This window comes from Brakhagea baltica, assembly GCF_052161605.1.
Lineage (GTDB): Bacteria > Planctomycetota > Planctomycetia > Pirellulales > Pirellulaceae > JBKCUI01.
Genome location: NZ_CP197409.1, coordinates 3,505,782 through 3,527,854, shown reverse-complemented (window position 1 = coordinate 3,527,854; position 22,073 = coordinate 3,505,782). Strand labels below are relative to the sequence as shown.

Below are 22,073 nucleotides of genomic sequence, written 5' to 3'. Positions count from 1 at the left end.
ATGAATAGGACTCTCCATCTTCTTTGGCTTCTAATTCTCATGGTAGGTCCTAGCCATGGCTGGATGGTTGCCAACGCTCAAGAGCAGGACTTCAGCAAGGACGAAGACGCCGCGGTTAGCTCACGGTCGATCACGCTCAACGACGGAACCCGACAGGACTTCGAGCAGCTTGATTTCCCTTCTGGCGTTCGTCGAATTTACCTTCGCAACTGCGATATCGATGATAGTTCGTTGAAGCGGCTATCAGGTTTAACGCAGTTGCAGTATCTGTCGCTGGAAGGCTCGAAGATCAATGGTGATGGATTGGCCGTCTTGAAGTCCTTGCCGGCGCTGAAGTCTCTGTCGCTCAACGGCACCAGAATCGCAGACGAGTCGCTTAAGCATCTTCTTGGCTTAAAGAACCTGACCATTCTTTTGCTCAATGATACAGACGTAAGTGATGGTGGTACTGCAACTTTGGCTTTGCTAACTCGGCTGGAATGGCTTTACCTCAATCGCACGAAAGTGACGGATGCTTCGATGCAGAAGTTCGGTGATCTGCGTGAGCTTAGATTCCTATCGCTTCTGGGCACTTCTGTCACTGACACTGGAGTAGCCGACCTGCACGCGTTGGTTCCAAGCGTTAGAGTTCGTCGCTGATAGTTGGCATGGCTAGGAACGGGCGAAAACGCATGAGTACAAACCCATTCGACGATCCCGATTTGGCAGCTCGCTACGAGGGCTGGTACGCAGGTGAGGGCCGGCACGCTAGCGAATTGGAAAAAGCTCTGCTAGGCAAGCAGCTACAGAGCATCAATGGTACGAAATCGGTCTTGGAGATCGGTTGTGGTTCTGGACACTTCACCCGCTGGATGAGGGAACTTGGTTATCAGGTGACCGGATTGGATAGTTCCGCAGCCATGCTCGAACAGGCAAAAGCCCTCAACGGAGTCGAGTACGTTGCTGGCGACGCGACTTCGCTTCCTTTCAAAGATCGCGTTTTTGACGTCGCGGCGTTGATTACCACCCTGGAATTTATTGACGCTCCTATGCTGGCAATTGCAGAAGCAGCACGCGTCGCTAAGTTCGGGTTGCTGCTGGGGGTAATCAATCGGCATAGCCTGTTGGGCTTTCGCCGCATTCGATCTGGTCGAGCGCCATGGACTTCGGCCAAGCTCTACTCTCCACACGAACTGTCAAATCTGGTTCGCTCAACGTTGACGGATCGCGTGCTAAAGATCAGCTGGCAAACGACATTGTGGCCCATTCCGTTTGTGAAACACCTGCCGCTTCCTTGGGGTGGTTTCATCGGATTAATCGTGACAATGAGCCCATTCCGTGGGCAGAATGAATAATTTTCCTGCGATCTCTTTAACCCAGTTTTTGTGCATTCCAAATAGTCTCGCATCCATTACCTTCGGGGGAAGCTCGCAACGACTACATCTCAGGGAGCCACCTTTGCGTTGCGACCGTCGAGCAGGAAATAGACGCCGATTGTTGCACCCGCCATCAGAACACCAAGAATAAATGATGGCCAGAATGTCAAACCAGTTTTATTTGCAAAAGCAAATGGAACGAAGAATGGCAAGCCAAGTGGGACCAGGATGAGTGTTTTTCGTGCTAGTCCCGTGATGACTGCCATATCTCTTTGCGCATACCAAGTCAGCATAAAAGCAAGGATGCTCACAATGGGGAGCGAAAGTACCAATCCACCCAGACGCGGTGACCGACCCGCAATTTCTGAAACCAGAACGATCACCGCTGCCGAAATGAAAATCTTGACCGCGTAAAGCATTGTCACAGAACCTAGTTAAGAACGGGTTAGTGCTTTCATCTGGGTTAACTCATCGCGGACTGCGTTTTACGACGCGAGAGCTCTCGTTCCGTGCGTTCATTTTCCCTGATCGAATCGCCATAGTCATGCACCCAATATGAATCAATGAACTGGGCGACGAGTAACGTTGTATCGTCAAACGGCTTACAACCAGCTCGGAACGATTCAAGCGATGCCCTCAGTTCTTGGGCCATTTCGACAGCACTGAACTCCCTGTGCTCTGACATGATTTTTTCAATGCGATCCGTTCCAAACTGCTCATCAGATGGGTTAAATGATTCCGAAACGCCATCGCTAACAATCACAATCCTCACATCGCCGCGGACCTCGATTGTTTCTTCACTGTAAACTGTGGCCTCGTCGACACCGAGTGGTAAATCGCCAGCCTCCAATCGCACTATTTTGTTCGACTCCATTTGCAGAATGGGATACTCGTGCCCAGCGCTCGCGTACGTCAAACTTCGACTGGAGTTGTCAATCACCACGAGCGACATGGTGGCGAAGTGCCCCATCATGACGCATTCGCAGTAAAGCTGATTAATTTTGGTCAGAATCGTGGCTGGACTGACCGACTGCTTGGCAGCTTCCGAGACGAAGGCTTTCAGGAGCGTTGCAGCCATCGCCGCCGGAACGCCATGCCCCGCAACATCCGCAACGCACAGCAAAATCCGATTACCAGATAGATGAATGACGTCATAATAGTCTCCCCCGACATCATCAGCAGGCTCAAAAAGCTCAGCGATATCAACCCCTGCCAGTTTTGTAAGCGACGGTCGGAGGTTTTGTTGAATCTGGCGTGCCTTCTCCATGTGGAGACGGTGGTCACGTTGAGCATGTTCGAGCGATCGAGTCATACAGTTGATCTGTTGTGCAAGGTATCTCAACTCTTGGCAACTTCTTGTCTGCGCGATGACGCTCAAATCACCCGTTGCAACGCATTGCAATGTTGAAACGAGGCGTTGGATTGGTTTCGTGACTAGCTGGCGGAGCACAATACTGGTTGCAAATGCAGCGATCACGCCCAGGGTAAGCAGGCCCAGAGTTTGGGAGAGCAATGAGTACTGTGAAGCCATAAAAACAGAGTCGCGGTGCTCTAAAACCTGCACCGAGCCGGAAGGCCCTTTGAAAGTGCCGATGATATCTTTGGCTTCTGCAATTGAATCGCCAGCAACTGAGTCCGATGCCGGGAGAGCAATCCCGTTCACTGAATCGGCAAAAAAGTTCTGCGCGCGTGAAGCATAGTACTTTCGGTTCCAATTCACTTCAACGTGATGTCGGGCTGATTCGCTCGCGTTCATTCCTTCGCCTACATTATCAACGAAGGCTTGAATTGCAGTGTCACCATGATGTTCGACAACTCGCAATCCTTCATAGAGTGTTCTGGCCTCATTTGAAAGTACTGACTGTTTTTCGGTCAGGAAACGGTCTGTGCGCATTGCGTGATCGACCGTCAGTAACGCTACAACGAAACCGAGTAAGATTGCGGCGACGAGTGCGATCAGCTGCCTGTTGATGGGCAGGAGATGCCAGCGGTGTTTCAACTTGTTGAACATCTTTCTGATTCCATTGTTTTTCATTAGTCTCTTGACGAGATACAGGCAGCCGGAAACATCAAAAATGGCCTCCGAGGATACCGGACTAAATTGGCATTCCTCGGACGCCTCGCCGCCTGGAGGGAGTAGCCCACCAATCGACTAGCTCAGTGATCACTCACCTTAGTGTGCATGGTCGCCGTGGGCTTCTTCCTTGAAGTCGCCTGAATAGGGCGTGCCATCGACAACGCCCGTCATCGTCCCGGCGTACTCTTGGACAACACCTAGTTTCTCGTGCGTGCCAATGAATCGCGAAGCTTTACCTGAGGGATCGCTATCCTGCGGTGATGCTTGCAGTGTGACCTGCATCTCGGGCGAGCTGATACTCAATTCAATGGATGCAGCGTCGATCGGCGCAGGAGTCTTTTCATCGCTGCCGAAAACATAAACCGTCGCTTGTTGTTTATCGTGGTCCACCGTGAACTCAACGTGATACTTACCTCCTCCCCAGTCGGCGACAGTACCTTCGTGTGGGCCGACGCCGTGCCCATGCCCCTCTGAACCATGATCGTGGCCTTCGGCACCATGGTCGTGACCATGATCGTCTGCGGCCTCGGTTGAGGTCGTTGCGGTTTGTTCGGTTGGGTTGCTGCACCCAACAAAACCGAAGATCGCTACCAATACAAATGAGATACCAAAACGCTTCATCAAAAACTTCCTCAAATTGAAGGTGACTTATCAGCGTCCACCAATCGCTTGGCGTCCTGACCGCTGAATTTCCAAAACAAACCAGGGTGAATCAGGAATTCACAAAACGTTGAAGTCAACAAACCGCCAAGGATCACCGTGGCGACGGGATACAGAATTTCGCGGCCAGGCTCTTGACCGCCGATCACCAGCGGAATCAATCCGATCCCGGCAGTCAGGGCTGTCATCAGAACAGGTGCCAAGCGTTCTAAGCTGCCTCGCACAATCATCGACTGCGAGAACTCTTCACCTTCTTCCTTCATCAAGTGAAAGTAATGTGTCACAAGTAGAATCCCATTGCGTACGGCAATGCCACCGAGTGATATGAAGCCGACGAGGCTCGCGACGGTTAGCGTTTGCTCGGTGATCACTAACGCAAATACACCTCCTATGAACGCTGTCGGCAGAGCATTCAGAATCTGCAGGACGATCCGCACTGAGGGGAATAGAATCATCAGCACACCAAACATGCCAACCACCGAAAGGCCTGCCAAGATGATGATTAGCTGCGTCGCGTTTTGCTGACTCTCAAACTGCCCACCATACTCGACATAGTAGCCAACTGGCATCGCCACATCCGCATTGACACGTTGCTGGATCTCGGCGACGGCACTGGCTAAGTCGCGGCCCTCGGTGTTGCAGCGGATGACGATCCGCCGGCGCGCGTTCTCGCGATTGACCGAGTTGGGTCCCACACCTTCGTAGATTGTCGCGACATCTCGAAGTTCAATTTGGCCACGTTCTGGTTGTCCGTCTTGATGCGGGAGATCAATGCGAAGCAGGCCTAAGTTCGCATAGTCAGCACGATAGGCTTCTTCGAGTCGTACTAGGAGGTCAAAGCGTCGTTGTCCCTCAAGCACCTCAGAGACGACTTGACCTTGCAGCGCCGTCTGAAGGACTGTGGCCACATATTGCCGCGTGAGTCCATGCATGGCGAGCTCATCGCCTCGAAGCTGGATATGCAGCTCGGGCGTCATTTGCACGGGCTCGACAATCGGTGGAGTCAATCCAGGAATCTCAGCAATCGAAGACTTAACCTGATCCGCTAACGTCAAAAGCGTATCGAGATCATCACCGTGGATCTTGATCGCGATTTGTGCATAGACGCCTGACACCATATGACTGATCAAGTGAGCCAGAGGCTGTTCTACTTCGATATCGACCCCTGGCACCTCTTTGCTAATTCGTTCGCGCAATTGAGCGATCATCACATCGCGGTTGTGGTCGGCCTCCGGGTTCATGCTGAGGATGTACTCGCCGAAGTTCACCGGCGAAGCGTGCTCATCCATCTGAGCGCGTCCTGTCCGGCGCACGAAGTTCAAGATCGCTCCATCTGGATTCGCTTTGCTTTTTTGCATCGACTTGAAAACGCCATCGATACTCGTTGACACCTGGTTCGATGCTTGCAGCGATGAGCCCGGGGGAAGTGTTACGTTCACTTGAACACTCCCTTCGTCGAAAGCAGGGAGGAAATTCCGTCCAAGCTGTGCGAGTTGCCACCCAGCCACGGCGACGATGACCCAGGTGGCGATTAGAAGTAAACTTGGAATTCTCATGCTGATCCGTATCAGCGGACTTACCATCCACTTGAGCGCTCGCAATACAGGGCCGTCCTGCTCTAGATGAGTCGCTTTCGACGACGGAAGCAAGTAGTACGAAAGTACTGGTGTCACCGTTAGCGAAACCGCGAATGAGGACAAGATCGAGACGATGTAGGCGAAGCCCAGCGGTGTGAACAACCTGCCTTCAACGCCCGAAAGTGCGAACAGAGGTAGGAAAACGAGGATCACCACGATCGTGCCAAAGAGAATCGAGCTGCGAATCTCTTTGCTCGCGTGATAAACGACATCGATGGCGGGTAGAGGTTGAGCGAGTCGGTTGTTTTCTTTCAACCTGCGGAAAATGTTCTCGACATCCACAATCGCGTCATCGACGAGTTCGCCCATCGCGACGGCGATTCCGCCAAGTGTCATCACGTTGATTGAGAGTTCGCTACCGCTGATCCAACCAATGAAGCGAAAGACAAGCGTGGTCATCACCAGCGACATGGGAATCGCGGTGAGCGTAATGAATGTTGTCCGAAAATTAAGCAAGAACAAGAACAGCACGATGACCACGAGTACTGCACCGATGGCCAGTGCTTCGGCAACGTTAAATACACCGCGATCGATGAAGTTCTTTAGTCGAAAGAGTTCTGAGTTGATGATGATATCGGCCGGTAACGAAGCCTCTACTTCGGCAAAAGCAGCCGCCGCGTTATCGGTCAACTTGCGAGTATCAATATGAGGCTGCTTCACCACGGTAAAGACAATGCCGCTTTGGCCGTTGACGCTGCCGTCCCCTCGCTTCAACTCCGGACCTTCTACGACCGATGCCACTTGTTCAAGAAGAATGCTTCGCTTGGATGACTTGGCAACGGGTACCTTGAGCAGCTCATCAATCACGCTACGACCGCCGGTGCCGAGCCTTCCGAGAACTCGAATAGGACGTTCCGATTCGCCTTTGATGGCAAAACCACCGCTGGTGTTGATATTGCTTTCACTGAGCGCTCGCTCGACGTCCTGTACGGTCACGTCATATTCGAGAAGCGCTGTTGGATCGAGGAGGACTTGGTACTGCTTGCGATCTCCTCCTTGCATGAAGACTTCCGCGACTCCGTTAACCTTCAGAAGACGCGGCCTGATTACCCAATCTGCGATAGTTCGCAACTCCATAAGCTGCTTAGCCTCCGACTCAAATTGAATCTCGTGCACGCCAGAATCCAGTTTGACAGTAGCCTTATATCGCTCGGCCGAATTTTCACCGTAAAGCTGCAAGGGTTCTACTATTTCAAACGGCACTGCCTCCCACATTTCAGTTTTGCGACGTTCAGTAGCACGCCAAAGCTTCAGCGATGGCTTGTCATCACTCGAGAGAATCTCTGCCATGAGCTTCGTCTGTCCCAGTGATGCTAAGCGTCCGCCATTGGGCCCGGTTTGCCTGTAGATGCCGGCAACCACGATCTGTCCCATGATCGAAGAAGGTGGAGTCATTTGAGGCAAGACGCCATCCGGCAAAATGCCCTCGAGCGTCGTTAACCGTTCGCTGACCGTCTGGCGAGCGGCGCGAATATCGGTGGACCAGTCGAACTCGATGTAGACAACATTGAGACCCGCAGTGGTTTGGCTACGCACGGCCTGGACTCCACTGGCCCCCATCAGCGCAATCTCAATAGGCTGAGTAACGAGCGTTTCAACTTCTTCAGTGGCCAGCCCCGGCGCTTCGGTGATGATGATCACGCGTGGTCGGTCTAAATCTGGAAACACATCGATCGATAACGTGGTTGTGAGGTACGAACCGTACACGAGCACCACCAGGCTGGTGATAATCACCAACGCACGATAACGGAGCGACAATCTGATTATGTGATCTAACATTTGCTACGCACCGTTAAGTCGTTCAGAAGAAGTGTGTTCTTGTGAATCGAACTGACTCACCGGGGAAGAATCGCTAGACTCACAGACTAACTGTGGGCGGTTCAAATTGAGGTCACCGAAATACCTGCCAATCTTGACAGGCGACAGTTTTGCGTCTGGATAGCGAGCAAGCGAGAATTGCCCCAAGCGTATCAAGGACGAACGTCCGACTTCCTTAAACCCCTTGCGATCCGCCGCCCGTTTAGCCGGACGATTAGCGAAGTCCACAGTGATTAGGAATTGGCGAATCGCATCTGTTTCAAAAAGATGATTACTTGCATGATAAAACATCGCAGGATAGATGCGTTTCCCGCGATGGTCAGGATCAACACAAACATCAAAGATGAACACCATGTCATCAGGCAATTCGAGTGGTAACCTTGTCGCATCGGGGCCATCATGATTAAGTTCTGGTGGAACGCGGTTCGCGATCGACCAGAGTCGTCCAACGATTTTGCCGTTTTCGATTGCGCAGCAAAGTTTGACATTGCCCAGTTTTAGACGAGAACACCATTCGGGGTGAGTATCGAGAATACTTGGAAACCGCTCAGTAAGTGCCTCAGTGGAATCGAAGATTGAAAGCTCGTGCGTTGTCTGGTGTTGGATAATGCGCCCAATGTTCACCGTCATAAAACGAGAGACATTTACGGTGAAGAATCTGCGAGACAGCTTATATGCAATTATTTGCAATTGCTCGATCATAGTCATTCTCCTTAATGAGCTGCGTGGACGGTTCCGTCCGCATGAACGTGAAGACCTGGTTGCTGTCCGCTTGCCGATTGAGCTTTGAGTACTCGTCGCAGCGATGCGGCCGAGTTTTGAGCCAAGAAGAATCCCGGAGAGATGCTGCCGTCGTTAGCAAGAACGACGTTCAATCGATCTTCATAGACGACATACACAGAGAGTTGATTAAAGAGGTCGCCGTTTTGCTGATAGACATATGCTTCAGGGCCTTCACGTACGAGAGCTTCGGAGGGCAGGACATAGACTTTCTCAAATCTCTCTACCGGCACTTCGATTCGAGTGCGTTGTCCTGGGCGAAATCGCCAAACCAGAAACGTGCTACCGTTCTTCTCATAAGTGCGTGACTGATTTTGGATTGGCACGAAAAAGTCAAACGTGCGAGTTTCAAGATCAATCGTGTTGGATAAATGCCGTATCTGAAACTGCTGATCAAGCGAAGGCCATAATTCGGCTGAATCTTCCGCAAACTGGATTTGTACGGGTGTGCTGCTCTGGGTAGCCTGTTCGATCAGTCCAGCTTCCCGTTTGAAAGCGTGGCCAATGATGTACAGTGCTTGGTGATTGGCCAGATTTACAATCAGTTCGCCAGCTTGAACCGTTTGTCCAAGCTCAGCGGCCAGCGACTGAACTTCGTAAGTGACGTCAGCTCCGTCCGAGTAGCTGACTGTCTGGATCGGGTCCTTCACCAAGCCTTGAAGCATAGCCAACTCGGCTCGCGGAGGAGGTGCGACAACGTCGATGGTTGATACAAAGGTGCCGGCAGAAATCGAATCGATTTGCGTTACTGTCAAACCGCGATTGAGTAGCTCTTGTTTCGCAGCTTGGATCATTGCTTGCTGTCGTTGCTGTTCATTTCTGAGTTCGACCAATCGCGAACCGGAGACGGCACCAGAGGCGGCTGCATCTCCTAGACGATCGATTTGATTCTGAACCAAGATCGACTCGTGTGAAGCCTTAAAGAGCTGTGTTTGGGTTGCTTGCAGGTATTCGCTAAACAGTCGCACGGTGACCAATCGTTGGCCTGGGCGAACGGTATCTCCTGGAAATACATGGATCTCCGATACGACACCCACAGCCGGCGAAGTCACGCCTCGATCGGAAATGCCCGGACGATCGGCGACGACACCTGGGATTGAAATCGTTCGCCAATAATCAGTGGGCCGTACAGCTTTAACAACGAGATTGAGATTTTTTCTGGCCTTCTCCCCAAGCTCAAGGATTTGAAGCTCCGGCTTTTCCGGGCTCGTCTGTTCAGATTGAGCCTTAGGACTGGTGGTAGATTCGCGAGGAGCGCAACCTACCAGCGGCAGCAACAAGAAGGCTGCGAAAACGCACAGGCGTGCGAATACACAATGGGAACACATGATTTGCGGATCTTCATGAAATGAAGCTGCACTTGGTCAAGTTAAAACTTGATGGATCTAGGCAGCAGGTAACGGCTTGGGGAAAGAAACGCATCGGCTGAAAGCAAAGAGCTCTCAGGCGGGTCCCATCAAAGCCTTAGCGCAGCATGAAGCAGATAGAGCGGTAGCCCAGAAGTACTCGCGGTGAGTAAGCAAGGGTGGACCGCCGGTGGACGAGATTCATTGAGAATGCAAAGCGGTGCATCAACGTAAACAGACGACCCTAACTCGATGGAGACACGATCAGTCGAGGTGTAAGCATCATCGGCTGATGCAACGTAAATGGCGTCTGAATCGTGCTCTACAGGCGTAACTGGCGCCGACTTCTGCTCATCGCTCTCGTGGTCACTTCCCTGGTGATGATCATCGGATTCATGACTGTGGTGCCCGTGATGAGGAGCACTTGCGACGTGAATGTGAGCCCTACCGTGGTTCGCCGATGGATGCGCAGCGGTCCCATGCGAGTGGGCAAGAGCATGGCCCACAAGAAAAAATGGAATCAGCAAAATCGCTACAAATCGGTTCATTCATCACATCCTATCCTGTTAACCCTAGACCGTAAACGGCAATTTGTCCATCAAATCACGCGATTATCCCCACGATTCTGCAACACCAGCCGGAAGAGTTCGCAAATTGGTCTCAATTATGACGTCCCGCGACGGGCAGGGAGTTAAGGAGCAGGGATCGTTGTTGGATCTCCATGCTGGAACGTCGCCTTTTTGGCTGGACAAAGCGAGCACTGTGGAATTTCCATGGTCGCGAGGAAGTCACGGACCTGGAGGTCCGTTGCTGTTGGCGGGCAGGCTCGGTAGTCACTGAAGAGTTGCCAGGCGGGCTCTTCGTCGAGCCTTAGCTTGCGAGACATGATGGCGTGGTACGCGAGTGCGGGACATTTCCATAAGCAGGATTTATAGAGCTGGGTGCAGGTGCGCTGGAGGCAGATTTTCCAGGCGGCTCTCGGGTCGCTGCCGAACGGCACCGGCTTGCCATCCACCATGCGGTACTGCTGACGCCAGCCACGATGGGATTTGCGGATGTTGATTTGCAGATCAGGATAGCTGGCGCGCCACTCGCGGATCTGCTGGCAGACGACGCGAAATCGCCTCATGTACTGCGGCGCACGTCCATGCTGCGAAACATCCATGCGAAAGCGGTTGTCAATCAGAACGCGGGGCAGGTCGGGATGACGATCCAGGAAGAATCCGTTTGTTACGAAAAGTCCTTCGGCGTTTGGGAACGATTTTCGTGCAAGCTCGATGATGGGAATCAACTCTGGGTTGAGAGTTGGTTCGCCGCCAAGGATGGCGAATCGCTTGGGCGCAAGTCTTCCCCTCCACGCGTCGAAGTTCGAGCGTGCTTCATCGAGACTGACGATTCCGCCGGCGTGGAAGTTCGAATAATGCGAGCACTGCGCACAATAGAGATTGCACGCATGTGCTGCATGGAACTCGAGGTTGGGTAGCTCGATCATCAACATCCTTCCGAATCACCAGAACCAGCTTCATCGCCCGAGCCTTCACTGCCAGCATCACCACTTCCGCCTGGTGGCTTCGGTGGTTTCACATCGTGGCCTGGATGCCCTGGTGGCAAGTTGTCGGGCCAGTGGTAGCCAGGTGGCAGATGGTACGGATGATGTGGAGGTAGCCGCGGCCAGATGATGTTGGGCAGCGGTGGCGGCACCAACACTTCGATCGGAGGTTCGGGCACTGGCGGCCAAGGCCAGTCCTCCGGCCACCAATCAGGGCGTGGCTCGGAGGTTGGGCCAGGCGGATCTGGCGGTGGAACGTAGGGCAGCGGTTCGCCCGGTGGATCAAACGGCGGTGGAGGCCAACCTGGTGGTCGCTCTCCGTTGGGGCCAAATGGTCCGTGACTAATTGTGGTCATCTTTACTCCTTTGAGAGTTGGAAACAGAAGAAACAGGAATCAACGCCAAAGAACTTTGCGCAGGTTGTGCTTACGCAAGGCTTGTTTCAGGAAGACGGGGCGATGTCGCTTGTAGGCGGGCGGATCGACGTGGATGTGCGGGAATACATGGTCCATCGCCACACCGACCTTCACGCCGGCTACCTTGGCTCGCCAGAAGAAGTCCCAGTGCTCGTCGACCTTCAGGTCTTCATCCCAGCGAATCGCCTGCAGAATGTCGCGATAGGCTACAAAGCAATTACAAACGAATGCGCACTCGGCGATGTCGCCGATGCGTCGATATTCACCGCGTGGAATGTGAAGAATGCCACCGGCTGACTTCAGCAGACGCGGCGCGCCGTCGGGATGGGCGCGATGCGGTTGTTTGCTGAGCGTTGCTAGTAAGTCGAGGCGACTCGATTCAAACTTGCGCACGAGATCATTCAGTCGCGTCTGCGGACCAACGACGTGATCGTCATCGGAGAAGATCACCATCCGAGTTTGCGCGGCTTCAACGAGACGATTGCGACCAGCCGACAATCCGATGTCATATTCGGTCTCAATGAGTCTATCGACTATCGCTGCTTCATCAGGACAGACTTGAGAGAAACGCAGCTCTGGCTTTCCGTCATCGAGGACGTAGATCAGCGGACGCTCATCGCCACAGTGCTCGTAAATGCTACGGACTAATGTGGCGCAGCATTGAGGACGATGGATGGTCTTGATGCAGAATGTGACACGATCACGCATGGACGATACCTCCTCCTGGATAACGCAGTGAATCAAAGCCGTGTTTACGAAGCCCCAATCGGCGGAACTTGGGTCGGGCTCGCAGAGCTCCGTAAGGCTTGGCTGCCACGTGGTCGTGGACTACGGAGCAGTCGAGAGCCACGGCGATTTGCAGATGTTCAATATGGGACGCTCGGTAGAAGAACTCCCAGTGCTCGTACGTTTTGATCTCGTCATCCCAGCGAACGCGGCCGATCGTGTCGCGTCGCGCCAGGAAAGCGTTGCTGACCATGTCGCACCAACTGGTCTCACCGATACGTTTGTGTTCGCCTCGATGCATCCAGATCCGGCTGCCATTCATCAGCGGACTGAAGAGCATGGGCCGGCCACCAGCGCCCTGACGGACAGCCAGAATGTCGAGCTCGTACTCAATGAACCGCTGGTAGACTCGATCGAGGTGTAGATCGGGCGTTACGATCTGGTCATCATCGAGTAAGAAAATGAACTCAGTATCTGCCGCATCGATTGCCGTGTTGCGCCCGATTCCGACGCCGACATCATGCTGCTCGAGATCGATCACTTTGCAGTGCTTGGCGGACTCGGGGTACTTGCGCGAGAACCAATGTTCGGGCAGTCCATCATCGACGACCACAATCTTCGGCTCGCCGAACTCCTTTCGAAGCGACTGGACGAGTCGATGGCAGGCCCAAGGCCGATGAATGGTCTTAATGCAAAAGGTAATGTCCTGAATGGGTACTGTTGCTTCCATGTTTCACCACGCGTTAAGGAGTTTGCGAGCAAGTTTGATGGCATGGCGATAGTCCTTGAGACGCTTCGCGCTGCGTTTGATATGCAAGATCGAGTTCAGTGGAGCGACGTTTCCATAAAACGAGATCAGCGAGTTGTCGAAGGCCTTCTCGAAATCGTCAGCGGTACAGCCCATGACTTCACGCATCACGTCCAGCGGTGGCGAACAGGCGATACGAGTTGATGCGCGTAAGCCTCCGGCTCCGTCAGGGTCGCCTCGCTTCCACGGCTTTCGAAGCGATCCAGCCGCCGCATCGACCGCGGCTTGCCACTCGTCATCGGAGAGATTGGGATCGAGCCAGATGTCGAGATCGCCTTCTTCCCAATCGACCCCATGCAACCGCAGTGCGCCAGAGCCGATGATGATGTAGCGATGTCGAAACTTGGCGAGGACGTCTTCTACTGGTGTCATCCAAACTTCCTCAACTGCGGGTTCACATGGGCAATCGCTGAATCGATCTCCTCCGTGGTCGGCTCGATGCCGAGGAATGCAATCAGTTCGTTGATTGCGGTTTCGGGATCTTCTGTCAGCTTGGCGAAGTTGATCCGATGCACGGGGACATCAGGATGTGTTTGAATGAATGCCTCGCGATGCTCGAGCAGCGAACGCTGGAGTTTGTCGCATGCGTCATCGCCCGCCGCGAACCATTGGCCTGGGTGTCGCTTGCTGCGATCTTGAAGCGAGCGAATCGACGCTTCGATTGGGCGATCAACAGCGATAATGCGCAGCGAGTTACCGAGAGCTTCGTAGAGGTGGCTTGCGAATCGGCAGAGATGCGGATACTTGCCGCCTGCCACGGTTCGGTCGCGAATGGCTTCTGCTTTGCGAGTTACGATCCAGGCCTTGAGTTGCTTGGCGAGCTGACCGTCTGGGATCTTGGGATCGATCGCTGGGAATCGCATCGCCTTTTCACAGAGGTTCGCAAGCCCGATCGCTTCGCCTCCCCCAGTTGCCTCGTAGCCTCCGAGTTCGTTGCCCATGTGAACGCCCAAATGATGCATGACCATTGCCACGCAGCTGGTGCCACTGCGATGGGGCCCGAGGACGGCGAAAAACGGTGCGTCGCTGTGGTCGGCATTCTTGGCATCGTTGAAGAACCTGGTCTGAGTCCACTTGCGACCGCAGATGTTCGATTTCGTCGGTAACTGGCCGACAAGCCAGCGATCGGGTGTGTAAACCGGAATCGATTCTTTCTCGACATTCTTTCCTTGTACCAGGGCTTCGTATCGCCGCTGAGTCAATCGCCCCAGGTGATGATCGATGTGATGCTTCAGATGCCAGTCATTCCAATTGAGGTGACGATAGAGTGCCTTCATCGTTGCGCGACCACGCACCATAAATGCATGGGTGCGATTGACGTTGTAAGGTCGGTAAACGTGGTCGCTGATCTTCTTCGGCGGATGCTTAGCGGCGTAGAGGTGCTGACCTCCGAGGTAAGCTAGTCCCCAGTCTTCGGGTAACTCACGAACGTACGCCTCGAGATGTTCCACAAAATCGGGAACGAAGCCTGCGTCATCTTCAAAGACCACATACGAGTCGATCCCTTCCAGCAAACATTTCTCCAGGATCAGCAAGTGCGAACGGTAGCAGCCCCAGGCACCATTGCCGGCGCGCCACTGCTCGGGCGTCGAAAGCTTGCGACCATCGATTGCTGCAAATCGCTCCACATCTGGGAATGGCCATGGCTGGGGTAGTTGCTGCATCCACTCGCGCAGACGATCGTCGCGTCTGTCGAGATTCATGAGGAAGCAACGTTCAACGATCTTCTTCGTCGGCATCGAAATCGTCTTCGTTGGGCTCGGGTGCACCGTCTGGGAACTTACGTTCAAACCGGCGGATGGCAGTGAGCACGAGTGACTTGGCGATGGTTCTAGTAAACTTTCCATGGGGTAATCCTCTGAGTTGGGCTTCTTCCAAAAGCCATTCGATAATGGTGTCGAGATTGGTACGGCATCCTTCTACGCCCCAATCGTTCATCGTCTCGGCGCGGGTCTCGCACTTGCACGTGTCGCTTGGTCTTGCGAACCAGGCGAGCATCTTGCGAAGTTCGTTACCCGGGCCAGGCCTATAGGCCGCGATCCGCAGCGTCGTGGGTTCTTCTTGATTGGGTAGGTAACTTTTCAACAGCGTCTTGAGTTCGTCGACGTTGTGATTGCGGCGACGTCGGTTGACGATGGCCATGCCGATCGTCACCAGGTTGACCGCTTGTGGGTTCGAACACTCGCTGCATGCTTGGCAACCGCTGGATGATGCCATGACGGCGCAGTCGGCTAGGTGACTCGCGACCTGGCATCGGTTGTCGTTGGTCAGATTGGGACAATGGATCATGCTGCCACCTCCACCACTTCACCGTCGTAGCCACCAGAGCCACTCGGTGGATCGCCGACTTCCGGACAATCACTTTCAAGGAGCTGCCATCCACAAGACCAGATCCATGTCGTATTGCAGGGCTCGCTCGTGCTGCTATCGGAAGTGGGAGGTTCGCTTGGCGGTTCGCTATCGGAGTGACTTACGCTCGGACGATCCGACTCGCTGGTAGATGGATCGTGTGAGTCACTTGTCGATGGATCATGCGAATCGCTTGTCGATGGCGATGAGTCACTGCCAGAACCGCTCGTTGATCCGCTGCCAGAGCCGCTCTGCGAATAGCTGCCAGATCCGCTGGTGGAGTGGCTGGTCGACCATGGGACGCTATAGCTTTCACTTTCGCTGTAACTTGGTCGATCGCTGCTGGATCGGCTTTCTGAACCATCGCTGCTTGATGGCTCGCTCGTTGATCGCGATTCGCTACCTGATTCGCTTTCCGACTGGCTTTGCGATTCACTCTCGCTTTGGCTGGATTGACTCGCCGAGGCAGACCCGCTGCCACTGGAGTAACTGGGCTCCGAGTAGCTAGGCCGCGAGTAACTTGGTACCGATCTGCTTTCGCTGCTTGTTTCGTTGGAATCCGATTGACTTTCCGACTGGCTCTCGCTTTCCGAGCTAACCGATTCACTTTCCAAACTATCGGAATGACTGCTGTCGCTTCCGCTCGATTCGCTCTTGCTGGAATCGCTACCACTGGATGATCCTGAGTAGCTTGCGCTGTACGATTGGCTGTAACTGGCGTCGCTCGAATACGATTCGCTTGTTCGTGATGAATCTGAGTCGCTCGATTCAGACTGGCTGGATTCTGATTCACTTGATTCGGACTGACTCGACTCGGATTCACTCGAGCTCGAACCACTGGAGCCGCTGGACTGGCTCGAATGACTCGAATCAGAGCTTGATCCGCTCGAAGAGTGACTGCTTGAGTAAGAGGGCTCACTCAGTGAAATCGATTGGCTTGAGTCGCTAGAAGAACCGCTTGATGCCGATGATCCAGAGCTCGACGATTGACTTGAGCTTGAATGCGACGAACTCGAGCCGGATGAACTCGAAAGACTAGACGAACTCGATCCAGAACTTGAGACCGACGGTGCCGAGTAGGATTGCGACGAACTTGAATGCTCGCTCGACGATGAGCTCATTGAGGATTGGCTACTCGATGAGCTGATGGAACTGGATGAACTTGATGAGACGCTTGAACTGCTCGACGAGGATGGGCTCGATGAACTACTGCCGGAGCTGCTGCTGGAGCTGCTCGACGATGACGATGAGGATGAACTCGAAGAGCTAGACGAGCTACTGCTGGAACTTGAACTACTACTTCCCTCGCAGCAGCGGCATCCGATGGTTAGGTAAGCGCTGGTGTCCTCGTGGAAATGGCAGACGATCTGTTGGCTTGTCAGAAGCGCATAGTCACAGACGTTGTAGACCGCGACCTTCACGCCGATTGGTGACCAGACTCCGTTGGCATATCGCAGTTCACGAGCCATGCCCCAGCTCTTGGCCTTGAGCCTCGAGACGGGCTTGCAAAGCAAGGTCTGCTTGGGCGGGTCGATGATCCAGGAACGATTGCCATCGTAGGTGACGCTGAGATACTGATCACCTTCGTAGTTGGAAACCGGACCTCGAATACGCTGGGCACTCGCATTGCGTGCGATGATGCGAACGCCTTGTCCATTCGGTTTCAAGACCGGCTCAATGGTGCCAGAATCATCGAGCTGAAAGAGATCGCAGTTGGCAGAACCCGTCGCTAAACCGGATCGACCAGGGATACCACCGCTGGGAACCTTCACAAGGAACGCAGGATCGGCTGGCTTTCCGACCCGAACGACAGCCCACTGGACGCCGGTCTGATTCGCATCACGTCGCCATAGGATCTGGGCGGAGCCGTTGGGTTTTGACTGGAGTGTCGTACCTCCCGAGTCGGCTACATCAGCATATTGATGCCAGGTCTCTTGAACATTCACACGGGCGGCGACGACGCCCGAGAATACCACGCGACCGACTTTGTCCTCGGCGATCGGCTCGATAGCTACACCGAATCGTCCCATATGCTCGTCGACGATGGGACGAACCGACTGGATCGTCGCATCACGTACGAAACGAGCGAGTGCTGTATTGTCGACGTCTGGGTCGCCCAGTGGGGCGTTAAAACCGACGATTCCACCGATGGGCACAGTGGTCGCACTTTGATAGTGAACGCGAGCGGTGGCAGCGTCGCGAACGTGGGTGCGGTTTCCTGCGCCACCGGCAAGTCGGTCACGGGCAACTGTATCGGCGGCCGCCAGCAGACGGTTGTATTCCGCTGCCGTGATATTCAGCTTTTCGCCTGGTCGAACGCGCCTCGCCATTACTCGATCCCCAATGCGTTAAAGTTCGCTTCGGGGTAAACCTGCTCGACGTAGGCCGCTTCGGGAACTTGCAAGACGCGATCACCAACCACCTCTTCGCCGTGCTTGACCCAGAGGTAATCCCAGCCTCGCTTCGCGACGCCAGAGATGTTGCCAACCGTGAGGTTGATCTCGTTGGGACGCGCCGCGAAGTGATAAGTCACATCGACCCAGTTCTGTTCATCTTCGCCGCCTTCGCCACCCAGGAACAAGGCTTCGCCAGGAGCGAAGATCGACCAGGGACTTGAATTGACGCGGCCAGTCATCGCGACCATGGCGAGCAGATAAGCTGTCGAGACGAATTCAAACTTCTTGCGGACAGAGAACTCGAAAGCGGGAACGGTCACATCGACGCCGGCAACGCCCGAGTCGCTCACGCCAATTGCACCGCGATAGTTGGGAGCGATCTTGCCAGGGGCAGCATAGATTCCACGAGTGAAGAGCGATTGATTGAGATGCGTTGACGCGCCGGTCGTATTGAACGAGACAGGATCAAGCTTGGTTCGATTGATTGACGCCGTGACGAGCGCGTGCTTGTCGTTGATGTACTCGCCATCAATCTGTAGATAGGGGATCAGGTCTCGCTGGGTGGCTCGATAGTGGGCCAGCGCCGCACTCGCAGCGACTGCCGGATCGACTGAGCCACCATTGGTCGCCACATAGACGAACGTATCCGACGTCGCCTTGCCACGCGTTGCCTTCTTGGACAGCGCTGCCAATTCAAAATTGTATCCACCGTGTGAGAATCCCATTAGCTGAACACGAAGCCTCCCGTGTGGGCGCGTTCGGCTAGCTGAGCGGTGTTCTCAGCGGTTTGAATGATGGCTCGCTTGACATCATCCGACAGGCCTTCGCCAGTGACCTGTGGCATCTGCAGTCGCGCGACGCTTTGCGATAGAGCCGCGTCGAACTCCTCGAGTCGAACTCGCACCGCAGCAAAGGATGCAATGAGCGATTCGAGGTTGAGCGAAGGCTCAGTCTCCTCAGGAAACAGCGCATCGGCCAACTCGTCGAGTTCTTCGTCCGACATGTCTTGAGACTGCGTTGTTGGCGTCTCCTTTGTCGGAACCAGGACATCAGGCACCTCCATGTTCTCGGGCTGAGCGTCTGCCTGCGGATCAACGTCAAGATCGCCCGCGTCAACATCTTCAGCCACGTCAGGTTTGTCAGCGACCTGTAAAGTTGGAATCAGCGATGCGCCGCTACCAAGTCCCAGACCACGGCTATCGAAGTTACCGGCCGCTTCGGTCTTCTCGGTCGCTGTTTCGGGACCGCTGGAGAATTGATCCAGCGAATCCTTGGCCGAGCGATCGAGCCCAAGCTTAAGGTCCTTCTTCTTGGGCGGCTTAAGCTTGGGATCTTTGATGCCATCGATCTCAACCTTCGGCACTTTCAGATCACCAGGCACCGGTGGCGCGGGCATGGGTGGAATTGGAGTGCCGGCGTCTGGTTCTTTGGCAGCTTCGGGCTCTTGCGGTTTTGCGGCATTGGCTGCTTCCACAGCAGCGTCGAACTCAGCTTGGGCGGCGGCAACCTGATCGTCTCGTTCCTTGGTACGATCCTCGGGCGACTGACGGCCAGCTTCACGAGCGACGCGTGCCTCCTCACGCATTTGATCGAGAGTCTTTTGGACGCCAGCGGTGGTGTCGTCAATCGTCTTTTGTCGCGACTGTCCCGCGGCTTCGTTCTGTTTGAACTGATCATCGCGCGAAGCATCGACCACCTGGTTCTTGGCTTCGGTCTCTTGATCGATGACCGCCATCTCGGCATCAATGTCGCGACCAGCCCGGGCCTTGCGACGTTCCTCGAGTTGCTGCTTGATGCCTTCTTGCATCTGAACGCGATTAGCTTCGATCTGCTGTTTACGAGCGTCGCGCCGCTTCATACGATCGCCGATGGCTTGCTGCTTCTTGGCTTCTTCAGCTTCGTCCGCTGTACGGATCTCCTTGTCGATCTTGGCCATTTCGACTTCGACATTCACATCGTCATCGAACAGTGACTTCAGTTTGATCCAAGCCTTGCGCAGAAAGCCTACTGTCGAGTTCCACATCGACTTGACTTGGGCGACAAACACAGACCAGGTGTCAGCGAGATAGTCGATGGTTTCGACCCAGGCGGTTTCCACGCCTGCCAGAGCATTGATGAGCACGCCACCGATTTGCACCGAAACATCGCCGGCAATGTCGACCAACTCGCGCAGCCGAATGAATCCCTTCTTGAGGAAGCCGATCGTGGAGTTCCACCCCTTCTGCACTGAGGTGGTAAGGATCGTCCAGCCATCGGCCATGAAACCCAGCGTTGCATTCCATACGCTGGCGAGGCCTGATAACGCACTGATCAGTACATCGCCGATCGCATAAGCCGTGTCACCCCAAACATCCGAGAGATAATTAGTAAAGTCGGCCCAGACGCCTTTGAGATAGGTTGTGCCTTTGATCCACTGCAGTTTGAGGTAGGTCCACAGCACATTTGCGGCTGCGGTGATATCGCCGGCCGCCAGCGCACTGGCGATCGCACCGAATGCCTTGATCGTGTCGGCCTTCAGTGTTTCGAAGACACCTTTCAAGTACTCGATCGCCTGGCCGGCAATTCCAGTGGAATAGATGAAGTAAGCACCCAGTGCTGCGACGGCAGCGACCACCAGCCCAAGAGGCGTGAACAGAGCGCCGATCATGGTCACCAGAACACCGATCGCGGTTCCCACCAGCGAGAACATCGAAGCAAGACCACCGACTGCGAATGCAGCGACACCCGCGGCGCTACCGATGCCGATGAATGCTGCGCCGACACCAACCACGCCAGCAACGATGAGGGCGACCTTCTTGACCACTTCCTGGTTCTTGCCGATCCATTCGGTGAGTCCAGACAATGCCCGTGAGATCGCATTCATCATCTTGGTCACGGAGAGATCGAGAGACTCGCCGATCGCAATGGCCACGCCCTCGATCGAGCTTTTGAGAATTCGGAAGGCACCGCCGATTCCCGAGTCCATGTCGGCAGCGGTCTTGGCGGAGATTCCACGGGCTTTCTGAATCTCGCCGAGTAATTGCCTAGTATCGGTGACCGACTTGCCGATCGCCGATGCGCTCGTGATGCCCAACAATCCAAAGACTTCGTTGAACGCGGCCGCGCGATCGCCAGAGCCCATGTTGGCTGTCGCAGCAGCAACCTCCCCAAGCACGTCGACGAGCTTGCGAGCGTTGCCTTGTGCGTCTTTCGTAGCAACGCCAAAGACCTTTTGAAACTTCTCGGATTCCGAGGCGCTGAGCGTGAGCAAGCGACGCAGTGCGGTTCCCGCCTCGCTACCTTGAATCCCAAGATTGCCAAGCGTGCCGAGAATGGCGAGCGTCTCTTCGAGACTCATGTTGGCATCGGCCGCCACAGGACCTGCATACGATAATGCTTCGCCCAACGATTCCACGGAGTTGAACGACTTGTTCGCAGCGGCCGTCAATCCGTCAGCGACGCGGACCGCATCGGTGGCTGCCATTGAAAACTGTCGAATCGTGGCGGCCATGATCCCGGAGCTGAGGGTTGCATCGGTACCGGTGGCGCGTGCAAGATTCATCACCGCGCCAGTCATCTCTTCGATCTGCTTCGGTGAGAAACCGGCTCGTCCAAGCTCGGTCATCAGCGAGGCGACTTCGCTGGCAGAAAAACTTGTGGTTGCACCGAGAAGCTTGGCTTTCTCACGCAAGGAATCGAAAGCCGCTCCGGTCGCGCCGGCCACCGCACCTGCGGCGCGAATGGCATCATCGAAGTTTGCATATACGGCGACACTCCCAGCCACGGGAGCGGCGGCGGCGACACCAAGTCCCATCAGCTTGGTGCCGATCATTCGCGTGGAAGCGCCGAATGATTTCAGCCGCTTCTGCGCAGCCTCGAGCCCCTTGAGGAACTGCGCACTCCTCGCGGTCAGCTCGACGTAGGCTCCTCCGGCTTTGACTTGAGACATGGCGACTCTGATACTTTGGGTTGAAAACTCGCACCGAGCATTGCGGCCGCTTGCTCAACGGTTCCGCGAGCAACGATCGGTTTCTGGTCTGCGTAGGGATTGAAGTCATCGGGCCTAAATGGCTTGCGACGTCTCTTGCGATCGCGGTTCATCTCGGCCATCAGTGCCATGATCGTGCTGGCGACATTCCAATCGTGTTGGCGTTTGGCCTCAGCCATCAGCACAAGT

22 protein-coding genes are annotated in these 22,073 nt (G+C 54.6%); 4 read left to right on the top strand and 18 right to left on the bottom strand.

Annotated elements, in window-relative coordinates:
- Entirely contained in the window at positions 1-639 is a 639-nt protein-coding gene (locus SH449x_RS13245; protein ID WP_482376559.1) for a hypothetical protein, read from the top strand.
- 32 nt (positions 640-671) lie between these two features.
- Positions 672-1,334 (top strand): class I SAM-dependent methyltransferase, encoded by a 663-nt coding sequence (locus tag SH449x_RS13240; RefSeq protein ID WP_482376558.1) that lies wholly within the window; start codon positions 672-674, stop codon positions 1,332-1,334.
- 89 nt (positions 1,335-1,423) lie between these two features.
- Here SH449x_RS13240 and SH449x_RS13235 read toward each other — a convergent pair whose 3' ends face one another.
- From SH449x_RS13235 to SH449x_RS13165, 15 genes are all read right to left on the bottom strand, one after another.
- Positions 1,424-1,774 carry a DUF3147 family protein gene (locus SH449x_RS13235; RefSeq protein WP_482376557.1) on the bottom strand — a complete coding sequence of 117 codons (351 nt, stop codon included), beginning with the start codon at positions 1,772-1,774 and terminating at the stop codon, positions 1,424-1,426.
- A 44-nt stretch (positions 1,775-1,818) separates the two neighbouring features.
- The gene (locus tag SH449x_RS13230) at positions 1,819-3,366 is read right to left on the bottom strand and encodes a PP2C family protein-serine/threonine phosphatase (protein WP_482381800.1); all 1,548 of its coding nucleotides are present in this window, start codon (positions 3,364-3,366) and stop codon (positions 1,819-1,821) included.
- Positions 3,367-3,528: 162 nt separating this feature from the next.
- Positions 3,529-4,053 carry a hypothetical protein gene (locus SH449x_RS13225; protein ID WP_482381799.1) on the bottom strand — a complete coding sequence of 175 codons (525 nt, stop codon included), beginning with the start codon at positions 4,051-4,053 and terminating at the stop codon, positions 3,529-3,531.
- A gap of 11 nt (positions 4,054-4,064) precedes the next feature.
- Positions 4,065-7,508, bottom strand: a complete 3,444-nt coding sequence (locus SH449x_RS13220) for an efflux RND transporter permease subunit (protein ID WP_482381798.1) — start codon at positions 7,506-7,508, stop codon at positions 4,065-4,067.
- A gap of 3 nt (positions 7,509-7,511) precedes the next feature.
- Positions 7,512-8,249, bottom strand: coding sequence for a GNAT family N-acetyltransferase (locus tag SH449x_RS13215; protein ID WP_482381797.1), 738 nt, complete (start codon positions 8,247-8,249; stop codon positions 7,512-7,514).
- Between the two features lie 11 nt (positions 8,250-8,260).
- Complete coding sequence (locus SH449x_RS13210) at positions 8,261-9,655, bottom strand: efflux RND transporter periplasmic adaptor subunit (RefSeq protein ID WP_482381796.1); 1,395 nt, start codon at positions 9,653-9,655, stop codon at positions 8,261-8,263.
- A gap of 128 nt (positions 9,656-9,783) precedes the next feature.
- Complete coding sequence (locus tag SH449x_RS13205; RefSeq protein ID WP_482381795.1) at positions 9,784-10,221, bottom strand: hypothetical protein; 438 nt, start codon at positions 10,219-10,221, stop codon at positions 9,784-9,786.
- Positions 10,222-10,364: 143 nt separating this feature from the next.
- Positions 10,365-11,171, bottom strand: a complete 807-nt coding sequence (locus SH449x_RS13200) for a radical SAM protein (protein ID WP_482381794.1) — start codon at positions 11,169-11,171, stop codon at positions 10,365-10,367.
- Positions 11,165-11,578 (bottom strand): hypothetical protein, encoded by a 414-nt coding sequence (locus tag SH449x_RS13195; RefSeq protein WP_482381793.1) that lies wholly within the window; start codon positions 11,576-11,578, stop codon positions 11,165-11,167. The genes SH449x_RS13200 and SH449x_RS13195 overlap by 7 nt, the downstream gene beginning before the upstream one ends.
- Positions 11,579-11,617: 39 nt before the next feature.
- Positions 11,618-12,346 (bottom strand): glycosyltransferase family 2 protein, encoded by a 729-nt coding sequence (locus SH449x_RS13190; protein ID WP_482381792.1) that lies wholly within the window; start codon positions 12,344-12,346, stop codon positions 11,618-11,620.
- Positions 12,339-13,094, bottom strand: a complete 756-nt coding sequence (locus SH449x_RS13185; RefSeq protein WP_482381791.1) for a glycosyltransferase family 2 protein — start codon at positions 13,092-13,094, stop codon at positions 12,339-12,341. The genes SH449x_RS13190 and SH449x_RS13185 overlap by 8 nt, the downstream gene beginning before the upstream one ends.
- A gap of 3 nt (positions 13,095-13,097) precedes the next feature.
- Entirely contained in the window at positions 13,098-13,544 is a 447-nt protein-coding gene (locus SH449x_RS13180) for a hypothetical protein (RefSeq protein WP_482381790.1), read from the bottom strand.
- The gene (locus tag SH449x_RS13175; protein ID WP_482381789.1) at positions 13,541-14,911 is read right to left on the bottom strand and encodes a glycosyltransferase family 25 protein; all 1,371 of its coding nucleotides are present in this window, start codon (positions 14,909-14,911) and stop codon (positions 13,541-13,543) included. The genes SH449x_RS13180 and SH449x_RS13175 overlap by 4 nt, the downstream gene beginning before the upstream one ends.
- On the bottom strand, positions 14,889-15,461 hold the full coding sequence (locus SH449x_RS13170) for a hypothetical protein (RefSeq protein ID WP_482381788.1): 573 nt from the start codon (positions 15,459-15,461) through the stop codon (positions 14,889-14,891). Before SH449x_RS13170 ends, SH449x_RS13175 begins: the two co-directional genes overlap by 23 nt.
- Positions 15,462-15,642: 181 nt before the next feature.
- Positions 15,643-16,440 (bottom strand): hypothetical protein, encoded by a 798-nt coding sequence (locus SH449x_RS13165; RefSeq protein WP_482381787.1) that lies wholly within the window; start codon positions 16,438-16,440, stop codon positions 15,643-15,645.
- A gap of 227 nt (positions 16,441-16,667) precedes the next feature.
- Here SH449x_RS13165 and SH449x_RS13160 point away from each other — a divergent pair, with 227 nt between their 5' ends.
- Complete coding sequence (locus SH449x_RS13160) at positions 16,668-16,856, top strand: hypothetical protein (protein ID WP_482381786.1); 189 nt, start codon at positions 16,668-16,670, stop codon at positions 16,854-16,856.
- 587 nt (positions 16,857-17,443) lie between these two features.
- Positions 17,444-17,890 carry a hypothetical protein gene (locus tag SH449x_RS13155; protein WP_482381785.1) on the top strand — a complete coding sequence of 149 codons (447 nt, stop codon included), beginning with the start codon at positions 17,444-17,446 and terminating at the stop codon, positions 17,888-17,890.
- Here the strand turns inward: SH449x_RS13155 and SH449x_RS13150 are convergent.
- From SH449x_RS13150 to SH449x_RS13140, 3 genes are read right to left on the bottom strand one after another with little or no spacing between them, the layout of a single operon-like run.
- Positions 17,851-18,642 carry a hypothetical protein gene (locus SH449x_RS13150; RefSeq protein WP_482381784.1) on the bottom strand — a complete coding sequence of 264 codons (792 nt, stop codon included), beginning with the start codon at positions 18,640-18,642 and terminating at the stop codon, positions 17,851-17,853. The two genes, SH449x_RS13155 and SH449x_RS13150, sit on opposite strands and share 40 nt — an antisense overlap.
- Positions 18,642-21,845 carry a phage tail tape measure protein gene (locus SH449x_RS13145; RefSeq protein ID WP_482381783.1) on the bottom strand — a complete coding sequence of 1,068 codons (3,204 nt, stop codon included), beginning with the start codon at positions 21,843-21,845 and terminating at the stop codon, positions 18,642-18,644. The genes SH449x_RS13150 and SH449x_RS13145 overlap by 1 nt, the downstream gene beginning before the upstream one ends.
- Complete coding sequence (locus SH449x_RS13140) at positions 21,806-22,063, bottom strand: hypothetical protein (protein WP_482381782.1); 258 nt, start codon at positions 22,061-22,063, stop codon at positions 21,806-21,808. Before SH449x_RS13140 ends, SH449x_RS13145 begins: the two co-directional genes overlap by 40 nt.
- Positions 22,064-22,073: the final 10 nt, after the last annotated feature.

Excerpts from the sequence above, each read along its gene's own strand:
- SH449x_RS13150 (WP_482381784.1), bottom strand. The coding sequence starts at position 18,642 with ATGGGATTCTCACACGGTGGATACAATTTTGAATTGGCAGCGCTGTCC.
- SH449x_RS13140 (WP_482381782.1), bottom strand. The coding sequence starts at position 22,063 with ATGGCTGAGGCCAAACGCCAACACGATTGGAATGTCGCCAGCACGATC.
- SH449x_RS13215 (WP_482381797.1), bottom strand. The coding sequence starts at position 8,249 with ATGATCGAGCAATTGCAAATAATTGCATATAAGCTGTCTCGCAGATTC.
- SH449x_RS13210 (WP_482381796.1), bottom strand. The coding sequence starts at position 9,655 with ATGTGTTCCCATTGTGTATTCGCACGCCTGTGCGTTTTCGCAGCCTTC.
- SH449x_RS13185 (WP_482381791.1), bottom strand. The coding sequence starts at position 13,094 with ATGGAAGCAACAGTACCCATTCAGGACATTACCTTTTGCATTAAGACC.
- SH449x_RS13220 (WP_482381798.1), bottom strand. The coding sequence starts at position 7,508 with ATGTTAGATCACATAATCAGATTGTCGCTCCGTTATCGTGCGTTGGTG.
- SH449x_RS13190 (WP_482381792.1), bottom strand. The coding sequence starts at position 12,346 with ATGCGTGATCGTGTCACATTCTGCATCAAGACCATCCATCGTCCTCAA.
- SH449x_RS13175 (WP_482381789.1), bottom strand. The coding sequence starts at position 14,911 with ATGCCGACGAAGAAGATCGTTGAACGTTGCTTCCTCATGAATCTCGAC.
- SH449x_RS13145 (WP_482381783.1), bottom strand. The coding sequence starts at position 21,845 with ATGTCTCAAGTCAAAGCCGGAGGAGCCTACGTCGAGCTGACCGCGAGG.
- SH449x_RS13240 (WP_482376558.1), top strand. The coding sequence starts at position 672 with ATGAGTACAAACCCATTCGACGATCCCGATTTGGCAGCTCGCTACGAG.
- SH449x_RS13160 (WP_482381786.1), top strand. The coding sequence starts at position 16,668 with ATGGAACTGGATGAACTTGATGAGACGCTTGAACTGCTCGACGAGGAT.
- SH449x_RS13245 (WP_482376559.1), top strand. The coding sequence starts at position 1 with ATGAATAGGACTCTCCATCTTCTTTGGCTTCTAATTCTCATGGTAGGT.
- SH449x_RS13205 (WP_482381795.1), bottom strand. The coding sequence starts at position 10,221 with ATGAACCGATTTGTAGCGATTTTGCTGATTCCATTTTTTCTTGTGGGC.
- SH449x_RS13225 (WP_482381799.1), bottom strand. The coding sequence starts at position 4,053 with ATGAAGCGTTTTGGTATCTCATTTGTATTGGTAGCGATCTTCGGTTTT.
- SH449x_RS13170 (WP_482381788.1), bottom strand. The coding sequence starts at position 15,461 with ATGATCCATTGTCCCAATCTGACCAACGACAACCGATGCCAGGTCGCG.
- SH449x_RS13180 (WP_482381790.1), bottom strand. The coding sequence starts at position 13,544 with ATGACACCAGTAGAAGACGTCCTCGCCAAGTTTCGACATCGCTACATC.
- SH449x_RS13195 (WP_482381793.1), bottom strand. The coding sequence starts at position 11,578 with ATGACCACAATTAGTCACGGACCATTTGGCCCCAACGGAGAGCGACCA.
- SH449x_RS13230 (WP_482381800.1), bottom strand. The coding sequence starts at position 3,366 with ATGTTCAACAAGTTGAAACACCGCTGGCATCTCCTGCCCATCAACAGG.
- SH449x_RS13200 (WP_482381794.1), bottom strand. The coding sequence starts at position 11,171 with ATGTTGATGATCGAGCTACCCAACCTCGAGTTCCATGCAGCACATGCG.
- SH449x_RS13235 (WP_482376557.1), bottom strand. The coding sequence starts at position 1,774 with ATGCTTTACGCGGTCAAGATTTTCATTTCGGCAGCGGTGATCGTTCTG.
- SH449x_RS13155 (WP_482381785.1), top strand. The coding sequence starts at position 17,444 with ATGCCAGGTCTCTTGAACATTCACACGGGCGGCGACGACGCCCGAGAA.